This is a genomic window from Lentzea pudingi (assembly GCF_014646255.1).
Classification (GTDB): domain Bacteria; phylum Actinomycetota; class Actinomycetes; order Mycobacteriales; family Pseudonocardiaceae; genus Lentzea; species Lentzea pudingi.
Window position 1 is genome coordinate 1 of sequence record NZ_BMNC01000027.1, and the last position, 13,945, is coordinate 13,945.

Annotated in this window: 18 protein-coding genes and 1 rRNA gene; 15 read left to right on the top strand and 4 right to left on the bottom strand. The window is 68.9% G+C overall.

All coding sequences use genetic code 11. The annotated features are described in order from the left end of the window. The first annotated feature begins 104 nt into the window (after nucleotides 1–104). The 3 genes from rrf (at nucleotide 105) to IEY88_RS41800 (ending at nucleotide 1,948) form a co-directional block, all read left to right on the top strand. A 5S ribosomal RNA gene (rrf, locus tag IEY88_RS41790) occupies nucleotides 105–221 on the top strand. 102 nt (nucleotides 222–323) lie between these two features. Then, nucleotides 324–1,151, top strand: coding sequence for a GNAT family N-acetyltransferase (locus tag IEY88_RS41795; protein ID WP_189160453.1), 828 nt, complete (start codon nucleotides 324–326; stop codon nucleotides 1,149–1,151). Beyond that, on the top strand, nucleotides 1,139–1,948 hold the full coding sequence (locus IEY88_RS41800; RefSeq protein ID WP_189160454.1) for a GNAT family N-acetyltransferase: 810 nt from the start codon (nucleotides 1,139–1,141) through the stop codon (nucleotides 1,946–1,948). The genes IEY88_RS41795 and IEY88_RS41800 overlap by 13 nt, the downstream gene beginning before the upstream one ends. Here the strand turns inward: IEY88_RS41800 and IEY88_RS41805 are convergent. Continuing rightward, nucleotides 1,945–2,394, bottom strand: a complete 450-nt coding sequence (locus IEY88_RS41805) for an Lrp/AsnC family transcriptional regulator (RefSeq protein ID WP_189160455.1) — start codon at nucleotides 2,392–2,394, stop codon at nucleotides 1,945–1,947. The genes IEY88_RS41800 and IEY88_RS41805 overlap by 4 nt on opposite strands. 80 nt (nucleotides 2,395–2,474) lie before the next feature. Here IEY88_RS41805 and IEY88_RS41810 point away from each other — a divergent pair, with 80 nt between their 5' ends. The 7 genes from IEY88_RS41810 (at nucleotide 2,475) to IEY88_RS41835 (ending at nucleotide 8,941) form a co-directional block, all read left to right on the top strand. Further along, the gene (locus IEY88_RS41810; protein ID WP_229694276.1) at nucleotides 2,475–2,795 is read left to right on the top strand and encodes a rhodanese-like domain-containing protein; all 321 of its coding nucleotides are present in this window, start codon (nucleotides 2,475–2,477) and stop codon (nucleotides 2,793–2,795) included. Continuing rightward, nucleotides 2,708–2,899, top strand: coding sequence for a rhodanese-like domain-containing protein (locus IEY88_RS44730; RefSeq protein ID WP_373294296.1), 192 nt, complete (start codon nucleotides 2,708–2,710; stop codon nucleotides 2,897–2,899). The genes IEY88_RS41810 and IEY88_RS44730 overlap by 88 nt, the downstream gene beginning before the upstream one ends. 25 nt (nucleotides 2,900–2,924) lie before the next feature. Beyond that, nucleotides 2,925–3,680 carry a type 1 glutamine amidotransferase gene (locus IEY88_RS41815; protein ID WP_189160456.1) on the top strand — a complete coding sequence of 252 codons (756 nt, stop codon included), beginning with the start codon at nucleotides 2,925–2,927 and terminating at the stop codon, nucleotides 3,678–3,680. Between the two features lie 86 nt (nucleotides 3,681–3,766). After that, nucleotides 3,767–4,900, top strand: a complete 1,134-nt coding sequence (locus tag IEY88_RS41820; RefSeq protein WP_189160457.1) for an inorganic phosphate transporter — start codon at nucleotides 3,767–3,769, stop codon at nucleotides 4,898–4,900. After that, nucleotides 4,897–5,082, top strand: a complete 186-nt coding sequence (locus tag IEY88_RS41825; RefSeq protein ID WP_189160458.1) for a hypothetical protein — start codon at nucleotides 4,897–4,899, stop codon at nucleotides 5,080–5,082. Before IEY88_RS41820 ends, IEY88_RS41825 begins: the two co-directional genes overlap by 4 nt. Before the next feature lie 29 nt (nucleotides 5,083–5,111). Further along, nucleotides 5,112–8,012: a bifunctional [glutamine synthetase] adenylyltransferase/[glutamine synthetase]-adenylyl-L-tyrosine phosphorylase gene (locus tag IEY88_RS41830; protein ID WP_189160459.1), complete on the top strand. Its 2,901-nt coding sequence runs from the start codon at nucleotides 5,112–5,114 to the stop codon at nucleotides 8,010–8,012. Then, nucleotides 8,009–8,941, top strand: coding sequence for an NADP-dependent oxidoreductase (locus tag IEY88_RS41835; RefSeq protein ID WP_189160460.1), 933 nt, complete (start codon nucleotides 8,009–8,011; stop codon nucleotides 8,939–8,941). Before IEY88_RS41830 ends, IEY88_RS41835 begins: the two co-directional genes overlap by 4 nt. A 64-nt stretch (nucleotides 8,942–9,005) precedes the next feature. On the opposite strand, the gene IEY88_RS41840 is transcribed toward IEY88_RS41835, so the two are convergent. Next, the gene (locus IEY88_RS41840; RefSeq protein WP_189160461.1) at nucleotides 9,006–9,239 is read right to left on the bottom strand and encodes a hypothetical protein; all 234 of its coding nucleotides are present in this window, start codon (nucleotides 9,237–9,239) and stop codon (nucleotides 9,006–9,008) included. Nucleotides 9,240–9,373: 134 nt separating this feature from the next. Here IEY88_RS41840 and IEY88_RS41845 point away from each other — a divergent pair, with 134 nt between their 5' ends. The 4 genes from IEY88_RS41845 (at nucleotide 9,374) to IEY88_RS41860 (ending at nucleotide 10,966) form a co-directional block, all read left to right on the top strand. After that, complete coding sequence (locus tag IEY88_RS41845; RefSeq protein WP_189160462.1) at nucleotides 9,374–9,913, top strand: hypothetical protein; 540 nt, start codon at nucleotides 9,374–9,376, stop codon at nucleotides 9,911–9,913. A gap of 30 nt (nucleotides 9,914–9,943) precedes the next feature. Beyond that, on the top strand, nucleotides 9,944–10,105 hold the full coding sequence (locus IEY88_RS41850) for a hypothetical protein (RefSeq protein ID WP_189160463.1): 162 nt from the start codon (nucleotides 9,944–9,946) through the stop codon (nucleotides 10,103–10,105). Nucleotides 10,106–10,123: 18 nt separating this feature from the next. Further along, entirely contained in the window at nucleotides 10,124–10,621 is a 498-nt protein-coding gene (ybiA, locus tag IEY88_RS41855) for a riboflavin biosynthesis intermediates N-glycosidase (RefSeq protein WP_189160464.1), read from the top strand. 93 nt (nucleotides 10,622–10,714) lie between these two features. Beyond that, nucleotides 10,715–10,966 carry a hypothetical protein gene (locus IEY88_RS41860; RefSeq protein WP_189160465.1) on the top strand — a complete coding sequence of 84 codons (252 nt, stop codon included), beginning with the start codon at nucleotides 10,715–10,717 and terminating at the stop codon, nucleotides 10,964–10,966. 51 nt (nucleotides 10,967–11,017) lie between these two features. On the opposite strand, the gene glnA is transcribed toward IEY88_RS41860, so the two are convergent. Continuing rightward, complete coding sequence (gene glnA / locus IEY88_RS41865; protein WP_189160466.1) at nucleotides 11,018–12,442, bottom strand: type I glutamate--ammonia ligase; 1,425 nt, start codon at nucleotides 12,440–12,442, stop codon at nucleotides 11,018–11,020. Nucleotides 12,443–12,611: 169 nt separating this feature from the next. Here glnA and IEY88_RS41870 point away from each other — a divergent pair, with 169 nt between their 5' ends. Next, nucleotides 12,612–13,085 (top strand): RDD family protein, encoded by a 474-nt coding sequence (locus tag IEY88_RS41870; protein WP_189160467.1) that lies wholly within the window; start codon nucleotides 12,612–12,614, stop codon nucleotides 13,083–13,085. 85 nt (nucleotides 13,086–13,170) lie between these two features. Here the strand turns inward: IEY88_RS41870 and IEY88_RS41875 are convergent, their stop codons facing one another. Then, nucleotides 13,171–13,902 carry a DUF4191 domain-containing protein gene (locus IEY88_RS41875; protein ID WP_189160468.1) on the bottom strand — a complete coding sequence of 244 codons (732 nt, stop codon included), beginning with the start codon at nucleotides 13,900–13,902 and terminating at the stop codon, nucleotides 13,171–13,173. Nucleotides 13,903–13,945 lie beyond the last annotated feature (43 nt).

Consider the following 13,945-nt stretch of genomic DNA (forward strand, 5'->3'; position numbering starts at 1 on the left):
TACTAATAGGCCGAGGACTTGTTACAAAGACGCTACGCATCCACTGTGCGGTTCTGGAAGAACCGAGCGGCATTCCGATCGCCGCAGGTACAACTCCACAGAGTTTCGGTGATAATAGCGTTGGGGAAACACCCGGTCCCATTCCGAACCCGGTAGTTAAGCCCTTCTGCGCCGATGGTACTGCACTGGTTACGGTGTGGGAAAGTAGGTCGTCGCCGAACATTCTTTCCAGAAGACCCTCGAGGGTCGAGCACTTCGGTGCTCCCCTCGGGGGTTTTTTGCGTGCTCGGAATCCCACTTGCGCGCTCTGGTCTGATGGACCCATGGACGCGGTCGTGCACGTCACGCTGGAATCGTTCGACGCTGCCACCCACGATCGGCTGGCAGCCGATCCGGTGCGGAACACGATGGCCCTCACCTCGCTGGACCGCATCCGCCGCTCGCCGGCCACCGAAGAACCGCCGGTCCTGATCACGTTCCACGACCACGGCGAAGTGGTCGGCTCTCTGGTCCGCACGCCACCCTGGTCGTACCAGGCAGCAGATCTTCCGCTCACCGCGGTGGAACTCGCGGTCGAGGTCGCCGCCAAGATCGATCCGGACGCCCCCGGCGTCATCGGGCCGCGGGACCGCTCTGAGGCCTTCGCCAAGGCGACGGGCAGGAGCTACCGGGGATCCCTGGCCACCAGGCAGTACCGGTTGGGCACCCTCACACCGCCGACGATCGCCGGCACGAGCCGCATGGCCACCGAAGACGACGTGGAGCTCCTCGGCGCCTGGCGCGAGGCGTTCCTCAACGAGGCCGTCCCCGAAGCACCGGCGGCTCCGGCGACCAAAGCGATGCGCACGTCGGTGCGCCTCGGCCACGGCCACGCGCTCTGGGTGATCGACGGCACACCGGTCGCCTGGGCCGTGGCGAGCCTCCCCCAGGCCGGCATGACGAGGATCGGCCCGGTCTACACCCCGCCAGAACATCGCCGACACGGCTACGGCGCCGCGGTCAGCGCGATCGCCACGCAGTGGGCGCTGGACCAGGGCGCCACCGAGGTCCTGCTCTTCGCGGACCTGACCAACCCGACCTCGAACTCGATCTACCAACGCATCGGCTACGAACCACTCGACGACTGGGCGGAGTTCTGGTGGAAGCACTGAGCCACAACGACATCGGGGACTTCCTCGCCGTGGCAGGGGACTTCCTCAACGCCGACCCGGTGAACCACAGCGTGCACCTCACCGGACTCGACGCCGCGTTGGAGGGAAGACGGCCGGCTGTCACGCTGATCTCGTTGCACGACAACGGAACCGTCGTCGGCGCGGCAACCAGGATGCAGGGCCGGCCGCTGCACGTCGCGGCGATGCCGGCCGCCGCCGCCCCGCTGGTGGCAGAGGTACTGCACGGCCAGGAGATCGACGAGGTCTCCGGAACCCGGGACCGGGTCGAAGCCTTCCGGAAGGCCTGGCGCACCGGCGGCAGGGAGGTCTACTCCCTGCGCCTGTACCGGCTGGAGGACCTCGTCGTGCCGGACGTTCCCGGAGAGCCGAGACCCGCGACCCAGGCCGACGACGAGCTGGTCACCGAGTGGTGGGTCCAGTTCGTGGCCGAGCTCGACGGCCTCCCACGCGGCAAGGCGGAGACACGGATGCGGGACAGCCGGTGGATGTCCGCGGGCCACGTGTTGTGGCTGGTCGACGGAGTCCCGGTGTCGTGGGCGGCGAGCACCACCCCGGTCGGCGGGGTGTCGCGGGTCGGTCCGGTCTACACCCCGCCCGAACACCGCAGGAACGGCTACGCGGCCGTTGTCACCGCGGCGATCAGCCAGTGGGCGTACGGCGAAGGCGCCGACCACGTCGTGCTGACCGCGGATCTCGCCAACCCGACGGCGAACTCCGTCTACCAGGGCATCGGCTTCCGCGCGGTCTCCGACTGGTCCGAGTACCGCTGGGACTAACCCAACAGCTCGGCGGACAACGGCCGGTTCCGGACGTGCGACGAGAACACGAGCGAAGTCGTGGTGTCGCCGTACCGCTGCATCACCTCGACGAGCTCCTCCAACTCCACCATCGACCGGCAGACGACCCGCAACAGCCAGCAGTCGTCGCCGGTGACGTGGTCGGCGTCGAGGACCTGCGGCAGCACCAGCACCTGCGTGCGGAACCGCGGTGTGTCGAGCGACCGCACCCGCACCCGCACGATCGACTCGATCGGCAGGCCCAGCCGCGAGGGCGACACCACGGCGGTGAAGCCGGTGATCACGCCCAGTGACTCCAGGCGCCGGACCCGTTCGGTGACGGCCGGCGCGGACAGCGACACCTCGCGGCCCAGCGCGGTGAACGACATCCGCCCGTCCTGCTGCAGCAGCGACAGGATCTTCCAGTCCACAGCGTCGAGTTCCACCTGGAAATCATAGGGAGATCGGGCCGGACGCCTGGACTTCCGCATGTCGTACCGGCGACCGTCCCAGCAGGATCAAGAGCATGACGAACGCACTGCGCTTCCCCGCCGCCGACCCGTCCACCGCGGCTGCCCACTTCGCCGCCGAGCTGGCGTTCGAGGCAGACCCCGACGACGTGCACCGCGACCTGCTCGACGGGAACACCCGCGGTTACGTGCTCGTGGAGACGCGTGCCCCGGAAGCGTTTGCGCAGGCCCCGGTGCGATCAACCTGCCCTACCGCGACCTGCCGGCCGTCCTCGACCTCGACCCCGACCTGGTCTACATCTGCTACTGCGAGAGCTTCCAGTGCAACGCGGCGACCAAAGGGGCACTCGCGCTCGCCGAACGCGGCTACCGCGTGAAGCGGCTGTCCGGTGGCATCACGGCCTGGCGGGACGCGGGGTACCCGGTCGAGACAGATCACCTGATCGGGTCAGGCGTATCGAAGGTCGCGTGTCACTGCTGACGGGAACCCACCTAGGCTCAAGTGCGTGAACGCACCACGCCTGCTCGTTCTGCAGCCCTCCGAGTCGGATCCGCTCGCGAAGCTCGGCGGTTGGCTCGAAGCCGAAGGCATCGAGCTCGACCTCGTGCGGCTCAAGAGCGAGCCCGCGCCGGAGAATCTCGACGGCTACCAGGGCGTCATCTGCCTCGGCGGCGAGATGGGCGCGCTCGACGACCTCGACCACCCGTGGCTCGCGGACGCCCGCCGGTTGCTGTCGAGTGCCGTGTCGAAGCGGCTGCCCACCCTGGCGATCTGCCTCGGCGCGCAGCTGCTCGCGGCCGCCACCGGTGGCCAGGTCCGCAAGGGGCCGCAGGGGCCGGAGGTCGGGGTGCTGCTGGTGGCGAAGCGCGACGCCGCCGCGAACGACCCGTTGTTCGCCGACCTGCCGTTCACGCCCGACGTGCTGCAGTTCCACAACGACGAGGTGCACCTGCTGCCGCCCGGCGCGGAGCAGCTCGCGGCTTCCCCGAAATATCCGAATCAGGCGTTTCGGGTGGGAGAGAGCGCTTACGGCCTGCAGTTCCACATCGAGACGACCCCGGAAATCGTCTTGAACTGGGCGGCTAAGGATCCTGAATCGGCGTCCTGTGCGCGAGGTCACCACTTCGACCAGGAGTTCCTCGAGGAAGCGCATCGAGACTTCGAGGAGGTGTGGCAGCCGTTCGTCGCCCGATTCGCGAAACTCGTTCGGGGAGAACTGTTGCCCGCCTTCGGTTCGGGCGCACAACTTCCGTTGGTGTGACGTTACTTTCGTAGGTTTTAAGACATCCTCCGTTGGCGGTACCGTAATCTCCTGGACAGCTTGTTCGATCCAGCCGGAGGATCACTGTGGATCCCGCTCTTGTAGTGATCATCGTCGTCATCACTGCTCTCATCTTCGACTTCACCAACGGGTTCCACGACACGGCCAACGCCATGGCCACCTCCATCGCCACGGGTGCCCTGAAGCCCCGCACGGCGGTCGCGCTGTCGGCGGTTCTCAACCTCGTCGGCGCGTTCCTGTCCGTCGAGGTCGCCAAGACCATTTCGGGCGGCATCGTCGACGACGCCCAGATCACGCCCGCCATCATCTTCGGCGGGCTGGTCGGCGCGATCATGTGGAACCTCGTCACCTGGTACGCCGGGCTGCCGTCGAGCTCCTCGCACGCGTTGTTCGGCGGTCTGATCGGCGCGGCCTGGGTCTCGTCCGGTGTGGACGCCATCCACTTCGCCAAGGTCGTCGACAAGGTCCTGGTGCCCGCGATCGTCGCGCCGCTGGTCGCCGGCCTGGTCGCGGCCATCGCCACGATCATCGTGTACCGGCTCAAGAAGGCCGCTGACCCGCGCGTCGCGCACACCGGCTTCAAGGTCGGCCAGGTCGCGTCCGCGTCGCTGGTCTCCCTCGCGCACGGCACGAACGACGCGCAGAAGACGATGGGCATCATCACGCTGGCGCTGATCACGTCCGGCTCACTCGCCCCCGGCTCCGGCCCGCCCACCTGGGTGATCGTCAGCGCCGGCCTCGCGATCGCGGCGGGCACGTACCTCGGCGGCTGGCGCATCACGCACACGCTGGGCCGCGGCCTGACGACCATCGAGCCCGCACAGGGCTTCGCGGCGCAGACCTCGACGGCCACGGCGATCCTCGCGTCGTCGCACCTCGGCTTCGCACTCTCCACGACGCACGTCGCGTCCGGCGGCATCATGGGCTCCGGCCTCGGCCGTGACCGTCGCGGCGTCAGGTGGGGAACCATGGGCAAGATGGCCGCCGGCTGGCTGCTCACCCTGCCCGCCGCCGGCATCGTCGGCGCCCTCGCGGGCAAGTGGGCCTCGACCGGCGCCGTCGGCATCATCGGCGTCGCCGCCATCGGCATCGTGGTGTCGGCCGTCATCTGGGTCCTGGCGCGGCGCGAGCCGGTCAAGCCCGAGCACATCGTCGACGAGGTCGCGGCCCAGGCCGAACTGCACAAGGTGGCGGCATGAAGGTCGACTGGGAGGCGCTGCTCCAGGTCTTCGGCGCCACGCTGCTGGTCACGGTTCTGGTCGTGACGCTGTTCGTCGTCGGCATCCGCGCACTGTCGGGTGACAAGAAGGTGCCCGCGTACGCGAGCTTCGCCGGGTGCGTCGCCGTCGTGCTCTACGGGCTCTCACTGATCGTCTTCTAGACGTGTGAGGGCATTAGGGTTGGCTCACGATGAGCGAACCAGTCCGCCACGCGTCACCAGCAAGATTCGGTCTCACCGAGCCGCGCAGCGAGGAAGTGCTGCGCGCGCTCGGCCTGTGGGCTGACCGCAGGCCCACCGAGGGCTCCGAGCCGGTGCACTCGGCGTTCTCCCGCTGCCCTGATCCCGACCTCGCGCTGCGTGGCTTGGAGCGCCTCCAAGCCGTTGCCGACTGGGACGCCCTGTCGGCCGCGCTGCACGAGGACGTCGTGGTGCGCGGGCGCCTGCTCGCCGTGCTCGGCTCGTCCACCGCCCTGTCGGACTTCCTCGTCGCGAACCCCGAACGGTGGTGCTCGCTGACCGAGGACGTCGACGTGTCGCTGGAGCTCGCGGACGGCGACGTGCTGCGCACGGAGTACCGGGCGAAGTTGCTGCTCGTCGCGGCGAACGACCTCGCGCACGTCGTCGAGGCCGAGTTGCCGTTCGTCCCGTACGACACGGTGGCGGCACAGCTGTCCGATTTGGCCGTGTCGGCGCTGCGGGCGTCGTTGAAGCTCGCCGCGGAGAAGGTGAACGGGGCGGACCGCTGCCGGCTCGCGGTGATCGCGATGGGCAAGTGCGGTGCGAACGAGCTGAACTACGTGAGCGACGTCGACGTCGTGTTCGTCGCCGAGGGCGACCTGGGCGTGGCGACCCGCCTCGCCAGCACGTTGATGCAGATCGCCGGCCAGTCGTGCTTCGAGGTCGACGCGGCGCTGCGGCCGGAGGGCAAGGCCGGTGCGCTGGTCCGGACGTTGGACGGGCACGCGTCGTACTACAAGAAGTGGGCGCGGACCTGGGAGTTCCAGGCGCTGCTGAAGGCACGGCCGGTCGCCGGGGACGCCGAGCTGGGGCAGGCGTACCTCGACGTCGTGCGGCCGTACGTGTGGACGGCCGCCGAGCGCGAGAACTTCGTCGAGGACGTGCAGGCGATGCGGCGCCGGGTCGAGGACCACGTGCCTTCCGGGCTGGCCGACCGCGAGCTGAAGCTGGGCCGCGGTGGTCTGCGCGACGTCGAGTTCGCGGTGCAGTTGCTGCAACTCGTGCACGGGCGTTCCGATGAGGACCTGCGCATCCAGGCGACGACGGCGGCGCTGGCCGCGTTGGGCCAGGGCGGGTACGTCGGACGTGACGACGCGGCGGACTTCGGGCGTTCGTACCGGTTCCTGCGCACGTTGGAGCACCGGCTCCAGCTGCAGCGCATGCTGCGGACGCACCTCTTCCCGGCCGACGACGACGCGTCGGCGTTGCGGTGGCTGGCGCGGTCGGTGGGGCTGGCGGCGGACGGACGCAAGTCCGAGGGGCAGGTGTTGCTCGCGGAGTTCCGCAAGCACGCCAACCAGGTCCGGCGGCTGCACGAGAAGCTGTTCTACCGGCCGCTGCTGCAGTCCGTGGCGGGCGTGCCGACCGAGGCGTTGCGGCTCACCACCAAGGAGGCCGTGGCCCGGCTGGCCGCGTTGGGCTACACGTCGCCCGACGGCGCGTTGCGGCACATCCAGGCGCTGACGCACGGGATGTCGCGGCGGGCTCGCATCCAGGGCGCGCTGCTGCCGGTGCTGCTCGACCTCTTCGCCGGCACGCCCGATCCGGACGGCGGGCTGCTCGCGTACCGGAAGGTGTCCGAGGCGCTCGCGGAAACCCCCTGGTACCTCAGGCTGTTGCGCGACGAGGGCGCGGTCGTCGAACGGCTCGCGGCGCTGCTGGGCACCTCGCGGTTCGTGCCGGACCTGCTCGTGCGCGCGCCGGAAGTGTTGCGGCTCCTGGCGGACACCGACGCCCTTGTTGGCGGAGATCCGCACTCGATCGGGAAACCCTTGCGCAGCGCCGTTTCCCGGTACGGCGACGCGGCCAGGGCGATCGCGGCCGCACGATCGTTGCGGCGTCACGAGATGCTCCGGATCGCCGCCGCGGACCTGCTGGGGTTCATGCCGTTGGCAACGGTGTGCGTCTCGCTGTCCGAGGTGTGGGGTTCGGTGCTGCAGAGCGCCCTGGACGCGGCGGTGCGCGCGTCCGGTGAGCCCGTGGCCGCGTTGTCCGTGATCGGCATGGGCCGGCTCGGCGGGCACGAGCTCGGGTACGGCTCGGACGCGGACGTGCTGTTCGTGTGCCGGCCGTTCGAGGGCGTGTCCGACTCCGAGGCGGCGAAGTGGGCGAGCGGCGTCGTCGAGAAGATCCGGCGGCTGCTCGGCGCGCCGTCGCAGGACCCGCCGCTGCAGGTCGACGCCGATCTGCGGCCGGAGGGCAAGCAGGGGCCGCTGGTGCGGACGCTCGAGTCGTACCGTGCGTACTACCGGCAGTGGGCCGAGATCTGGGAGAAACAGGCGCTGCTGCGGGCCCGTTTCATCGCGGGTGACGCCGCCCTGGGAGCCGAGTTCGAGGCGTTGATCGAGCCGCTGCGCTACCCGGCCGACGGCCTGGACGCGGCGTCCGTGCGGGAGATCCGGCGGATCAAGGCACGGGTCGACGCGGAACGGCTGCCGCGCGGCGCTGACCCGGGCACGCACACCAAGCTCGGCCGCGGCGGGCTCGCGGACGTCGAGTGGACCGTGCAGTTGTTGCAGCTGCAGCACTCCGGCGCCGTGCCCGGCCTGCGCACACCGTCCACAATGGCCGCGATGGAGGCCGCCGTCTCCGCCGGTCTGCTGGCCGCGGAGGACGCCGCCGCGCTGACCGCCGCGTGGAACCTCGCGACGCAGGCGCGCAACGCCGTGATGTTGGTGCGGGGCAAGGCTTCTGATCAACTGCCGACGTCCGGGCGCGATCTCGTCGCGGTCGCGTCGGTGATGGGCCACGGGCCCGGCGGCGATCCTGGGGAGTTCGTGGAGGAATACCGCAGGACCACTCGTCGTGCACGTGCGGTGGCGGAGCGTGTCTTCTACGGTGAGAAACCGTGAAAGCCATCGCGTACGACCGGTTCGGTGACGCCGAGGTCATGTCGTTGCAGGAGCTGCCCGACCCGCTGGTCGGGCCTGACCAGGTCCTGGTGGAGGTGCGCGCGGCCGGGGTGAACCCGGTGGACTACAAGGTCAGAGCCGGATATCTGCAGGGGCTGATCCCGCACCACCTGCCGCTGATCCCGGGCTGGGACGTGTCCGGGGTCGTGCGGGCCGTCGGCATCGGTGTGCACGAGTGGAAGCCGGGCGACGAGGTGCTCGCGTACGCGCGCAAGGACCACGTCCAGTTCGGTTCCTACGCCGAGCTGATCTCGGTGCCGGTCCGGATGCTCGCGCGCAAACCGTCCACCGTGGACTTCGTGACCGCGGCCGCGTTGCCCCTGGCGGGGCTCACGGCGCTGCAGGCGTTGAAGGTCGTCGGCACCGGTTCCGGCGACGTCGTCCTGGTGCACGCGGCCGCCGGCGGGGTAGGGCACGTCCAGGTGCAGATCGCACGGGAGCTGGGTGCCTCGCGGGTCATCGGCACCGCGTCGCCGCGCAACCACGAGTTCGTGCGGTCGCTCGGGGCCGAACCGGTCGCCTACGGTGACGCGCTGGTCGACGCGGTCGCGGAGCTGGTCGGCGGCGACGGCCAGGTCGACGTGGTGGTGGACAACGCGGGCGGGCTCGCGTTCGACCAGTCGTTGCGGCTGGTGCGCGACCGGGCGCGGATGACGTCCATTGTGGACGGGGCGCGGGCGCTGGAGAGCGGCGTGGTCAACACGTGGGCGCGACCCGACGCCGGGCAGACGCAGTGGCTGGCGGACCTGGTCGCGGACGGGCGGCTGCGCGTCGAGGTGCAGCAGACGTTTCCGTTGGCAGAGGCCGTGAAGGCGCACAAGCTGCTCGAAGGTGGCCACGTACGAGGAAAAGTCGTACTGACCGTCTGAAATCTTCATGTATTTCTTCAGGTTTGGGGGCACGCCTCGCGGCGTGCCCCCAAACCTGAACCGCTCAGTCCTCGTCGGAGTCGGGGTCCACCGCGGGTGCGCTGGTGTAGATCTCGACGACCCACTCCTCCTCCAACGCTTCCGCGTCGTCGACGTCGGGCACGAGCCGGTTGTAGACGCGGACACCGAGGTCGAGCACGTCAGCGGCCTGAACCGCTTCGAGCGCGTCCGGCGCCGAGTCGAAGATGTGGGTGGTGAGCAGCTGCGGAGCCGTGAATTCGGCGACATCTTGAGACACGCGCGGACCCTAGCGCATTGACGTTTCACCCAATCGAGATGAGACTGGGCGCGCTCAGCGGGGGAGCTGTAGTTGTCGGGGGTCTAGCAGAGGAAGTCATGCAGCATCGCAGGGTCACGCGCCGAGGAAAGACCGTGATCGCCATCGCGGGCGTGGCTGCCGGGGTGCTCGCACTACTCGGTGTGATCGAATATGCACTGAGTGGCAACAACTCCGCCGCCCAGCCCAACGTCACCGCCACGACGACCACGTCGAACGGCGTCGAAACCCCTGATGGCGCACTGGAAACGACAGAGCCGTCAGCGGAGACCAAGGTCACGACGGGCTCGTTCAAGCAGCAGCGCGGCATGCTGACCATAGAGGTCACTCGCGTAGAAGCCGCGAACAACCGCGTGAAGCTCTTCGTGACGGCCACGAACGCCTCCCAGGCCAGGATGACCCTCCCCGTCGTCGGCATCGCCGTCGTGGACGATCTGAACCGCACCTACGCGGCATCGAGCAGCAAGTGGGACGGCCTCGTCACGCAGGGCACCACGACCTCGGGCACCGTCGTGCTCGATGAGAAGCTCGGCACCGGTGTGAACTCGCTCACGCTGACGTTCGGCTCGATCTCCGGCCAGTTCGCCCCGACCGGCGCCGCGATCACGGTCACCGGAATCCCGCTGCCGAAGTGATTTTCTGACCACATCGGGTACGCCTGGTGCATGGCTCAGCGAGGAAGTGACCAGCACGGGTTCATGATGGACGACCACCTGAAGAAGGAGGTCGAGAACGAGCTGCGGGCCAACGGCCCCACGCGCGCCGAGGCGTGGCGCGAGCCGGAAATGCCGGAGCCGGGCGAAAACATCGAGGAATCGCGCAGCTAGTCGCCTACCCTCTCGTCCGTGAAGTACCTGTTCTTCTGGGGCCATCAGCCCGAACGCGACGGCGGCACCGGCAAGGGCTGCCTGTCGCAGTGGTGGCCGTGCACGTTCGTCGTGGACGGCCAGACGTTCACCTCCGCCGAGCACTACATGATGTGGCGCAAGGCTTTGCTCTTCGGCGACGACGCCATCGCCGCCCGCGTGCTGGCAGCCCGCACCCCGGGCGAGGCCAAGGCCCTGGGCCGCGAGGTGGCGGGTTTCTCCGACCCCGACTGGGTTTCCGCACGGCTGCAGATCGTCGTCGACGGCAACCTGGCGAAGTTCGGCCAGGACCCGGCGCTGCGCTCCTACTTGCTGGGCACGGGTTCGCGCGTGCTGGTCGAGGCCAGCCCGCAGGACCGCGTGTGGGGCATCGGGCTCGTCGCGTCCGACCCGCGTGCGTCGGACCCGGCCCAGTGGCTGGGGCTCAACCTGCTCGGCGAGGCCCTGATGCAGGTGCGTGCCCAGCTCGCGTCGTGACCCGTGCGGGCAGGTCCTTTTCGGATTGCGTGAACCCCGCCGCCGCCCCGCACGTGTGTCAGGGCATCAGGGAGAACCGGCAGGGGAGAACTGGTGTTCAGCTACTCGGGACCGGCCCGGCTCATCTACGCGGACGGCAACGCGTTCGAGATGGACCGGGTGGATCTGATCGAGACCGTGGACGACGCGGGCATCTGGCAGCTCTCGGGTGCGGGCACGGCCACCGAGCCGCTCACCGGAGGCGAGGCCCGGATCAAGCTGCCGACGGGCGGTGAGGCCGACGTCCTCGTCTCCAACGTGCGGCTCAGCGGGTCGTCGTCGACCGTGACGCTGCTCGCGACATAAGCCGAAGGCCCGGCGGGGGTTCCCGCCGGGCCTTCGACACAGCTCAACCGATCACACGTCGTAGTAGAGCGCGAACTCGTAGGGGTTCGGGCGCAGACGCAGCGGGTCGATCTCCTCGGAGCGCTTGTACGAGATCCAGGTGTCGATCACGTCCGGCGTGAACACGCCGCCCTCGAGCAGGAACTCGTGGTCGGCCTCCAGGTTGTCCAGCACCGCGTCGAGGGTGGCCGGGACCTGCTTGACGTCGCGGGCCTCCTCGGGCGGGAGCTCGTAGAGGTCCTTGTCGATCGGGGCCGGCGGCTCGATCTTGTTCTTCACGCCGTCGAGGCCCGCCATGACCATCGCCGAGAAGGCGAGGTACGGGTTGCCCGAGGAGTCGGGGCAGCGGAACTCGATGCGCTTGGCCTTCGGGTTGTTGCCCGTGATCGGGATGCGGACGCACGCCGAGCGGTTGCGCTGGGAGTAGACCAGCGAGACCGGGGCCTCGTAGCCCGGGACCAGGCGGTGGTAGCTGTTCACCGTCGGGTTGGTGAAGGCCAGCAGCGACGGGGCGTGGTGCAGGATGCCGCCGATGTAGTGGCGGGCGGTGTCGGAGAGACCCGCGTAGCCGCTCTCGTCGTGGAACAGCGGCGAGCCGTCCTTCCACAGCGACTGGTGCGTGTGCATGCCCGAGCCGTTGTCGCCGAACAGCGGCTTCGGCATGAAGGTGACGGACTTGCCGGCCTGCCACGCGGTGTTCTTGATGATGTACTTGAACAGCATCAGGTCGTCCGCGGCGTGCAGCAGCGTGTTGAACTTGTAGTTGATCTCGGCCTGGCCGCCGGTGCCCACCTCGTGGTGCGCGCGCTCGACGGTGAAGCCCTGGGCCTCCATGTTGAGGACCATCTGGTCGCGCAGGTCGGCGTAGTGGTCGTTCGGGGTGACGGGGAAGTAGCCACCCTTGTACTTGACCTTGTAGCCGAGGTTGCCGCCCTCTTCCTCACGGCCGGTGTTCCACCAGCCGGAGACCGCGTCGATCTTGTGGAACGCGGAGTTGGCGGTCGTGTCGAACTGGACCGAGTCGAAGATGTAGAACTCCGCCTCGGCACCGAAGTACGCGGTGTCCGCGATGCCCGAGTCGGTGATGTACTGCTCGGCCTTGCGCGCGATGTTGCGCGGGTCGCGGCTGTACGCCTCACGCGTGAACGGGTCGTGCACGAAGAAGTTCACGATCAGCGTCTTCTCGATCCGGAACGGGTCGAGGCGCGCCGTGTACAGGTCGGGCAGCAGCAGCATGTCCGACTCGTGGATGGACTGGAAGCCGCGCACGGAGGAGCCGTCGAAGGCGAGGCCCTCTTCGATCGCGTCTGCGTCGAACGCCTTGGCGGGCAGCGTGAAGTGCTGCATCACGCCCGGCAGGTCGCTGAACCGCACGTCGACGAACTTGACGCCCTCGTCGGTGATGAACTTCAGCACCTCGTCGGAATTCTTGAACACCCTCGTCGACTCCTTGACTATGGACAACGGCTTGTCATCACGAGCGACCGTATGTCGGCGGTGTTGCCCGTCCGTCACTCTGATGTTTCGCCAGTGTTAACGGGGACGGTCGAGGGGGCAAGGCGACCTGCCCGTGCTCACCCGTTGAGCACGCCTTTACTCTGGTGGGGTGAGCAGGTGGACCGGTTCGTGGCTGTCTGGACCCAATTCGGTGCTGTCGCCGGGTGACGACTCGAACGACGGCACGCAACAGCGCTGGCGTGGTGAGCGGCACGGCTTCCCCAAGGACGGGCCCGGCTCCATCGCCTCGATCGGGCGGCGCACGTTCGCCATCCTGGTCGACTTCTTCCTCGCGGCGGGCGTGGCGGGGGTGTTCACCCTGCCCGACCTGCCCAAGAACTGGAGCCTGCTGGCCTGGTTCGTGATCACCACGGTCGCTGTCGCGTTCTTCGGGTTCACCCCCGGACACGCGCTGCTCGGGCTGCGGGTGGCGCGGATCGACGGCAAGACGTTCGTGCACCTGCCGCGCGCCCTGCTGCGCACCGTGCTCATCTTCCCGCTGATCCCGGCGCTGGTCTGGGACGCGGACGGCCGCTGCCTGCACGACAAGGCGGCCGGCACCGTGGTGATCAAGGTCCGCTAGCTCACCCGGAACGCGAAAGAAGAGGCCCGCCGCACAACTCGTGCGGCGGGCCTCTTCTTCGTGCTGGTGGGGGCAGGTGGTGGTGTCAGCCTCGGCGGCGCATGGCGCGCTGGACGTTGCGCATCTTCGCGCCCGCGGGCATCGGGCCCTTGGGCAGCGCGGCGCCACGGCTCGCCAGTGCGGCGAGACGGGTCTCCAGCGTGTCGACCTGGGCGGCCGTGATGTTGCGCGGCAGCTTCATCAGCTTCGACTGGAGCTTCTTCAGCGGGACCTGGCCCTCTCCGGTGCCGATGATGAAGTCGTAGATCGGGGTCTCGCCGATCACGCGGGCGATGCGCTTCTTCTCCTGCGCGAGGAGCGGCTTGACGCGCTGCGGGGCGCCCTCGGCGACCAGGACGACGCCCGGCCGGCCCAGCACGCGGTGCACGGCGTCGAGTTGCGTGGTGCCCGCGACGGCGGGGGTGACGCGCCAGCGGCCGCGCAGGTTCTCGAGCGCCCAGGCGCCCGCACCCGGCTGGCCGTCCGCCTTGCGGAAGACGTTGCTCTGCACGCGGCGGCCGAAGATGATCACGGCCAGGAGCGCGCCGAGCGCGACGCCCAGCGGCACGAACATCCAGACCGCGTCGAAGACGATGCCCAGGACCACGGCGATCGCGGTGACGCCGAGGATCGCGCCCAGCATCAGCGGAATCAGCGCCTTGTCCTCGCGGCGCTGCATCTTGAACGCCTCGAAGATCTGCTTGCGCCGCTCACGTGAAGCCGCGCGGCGAACCTTCGCCGCTTCCTTCGCCGCCGCCTTGTCCTGCTTACCTGCCATGTCCCCAGGATACGGCGCGCTGGTCTCGGTGTTGCATCGGCCA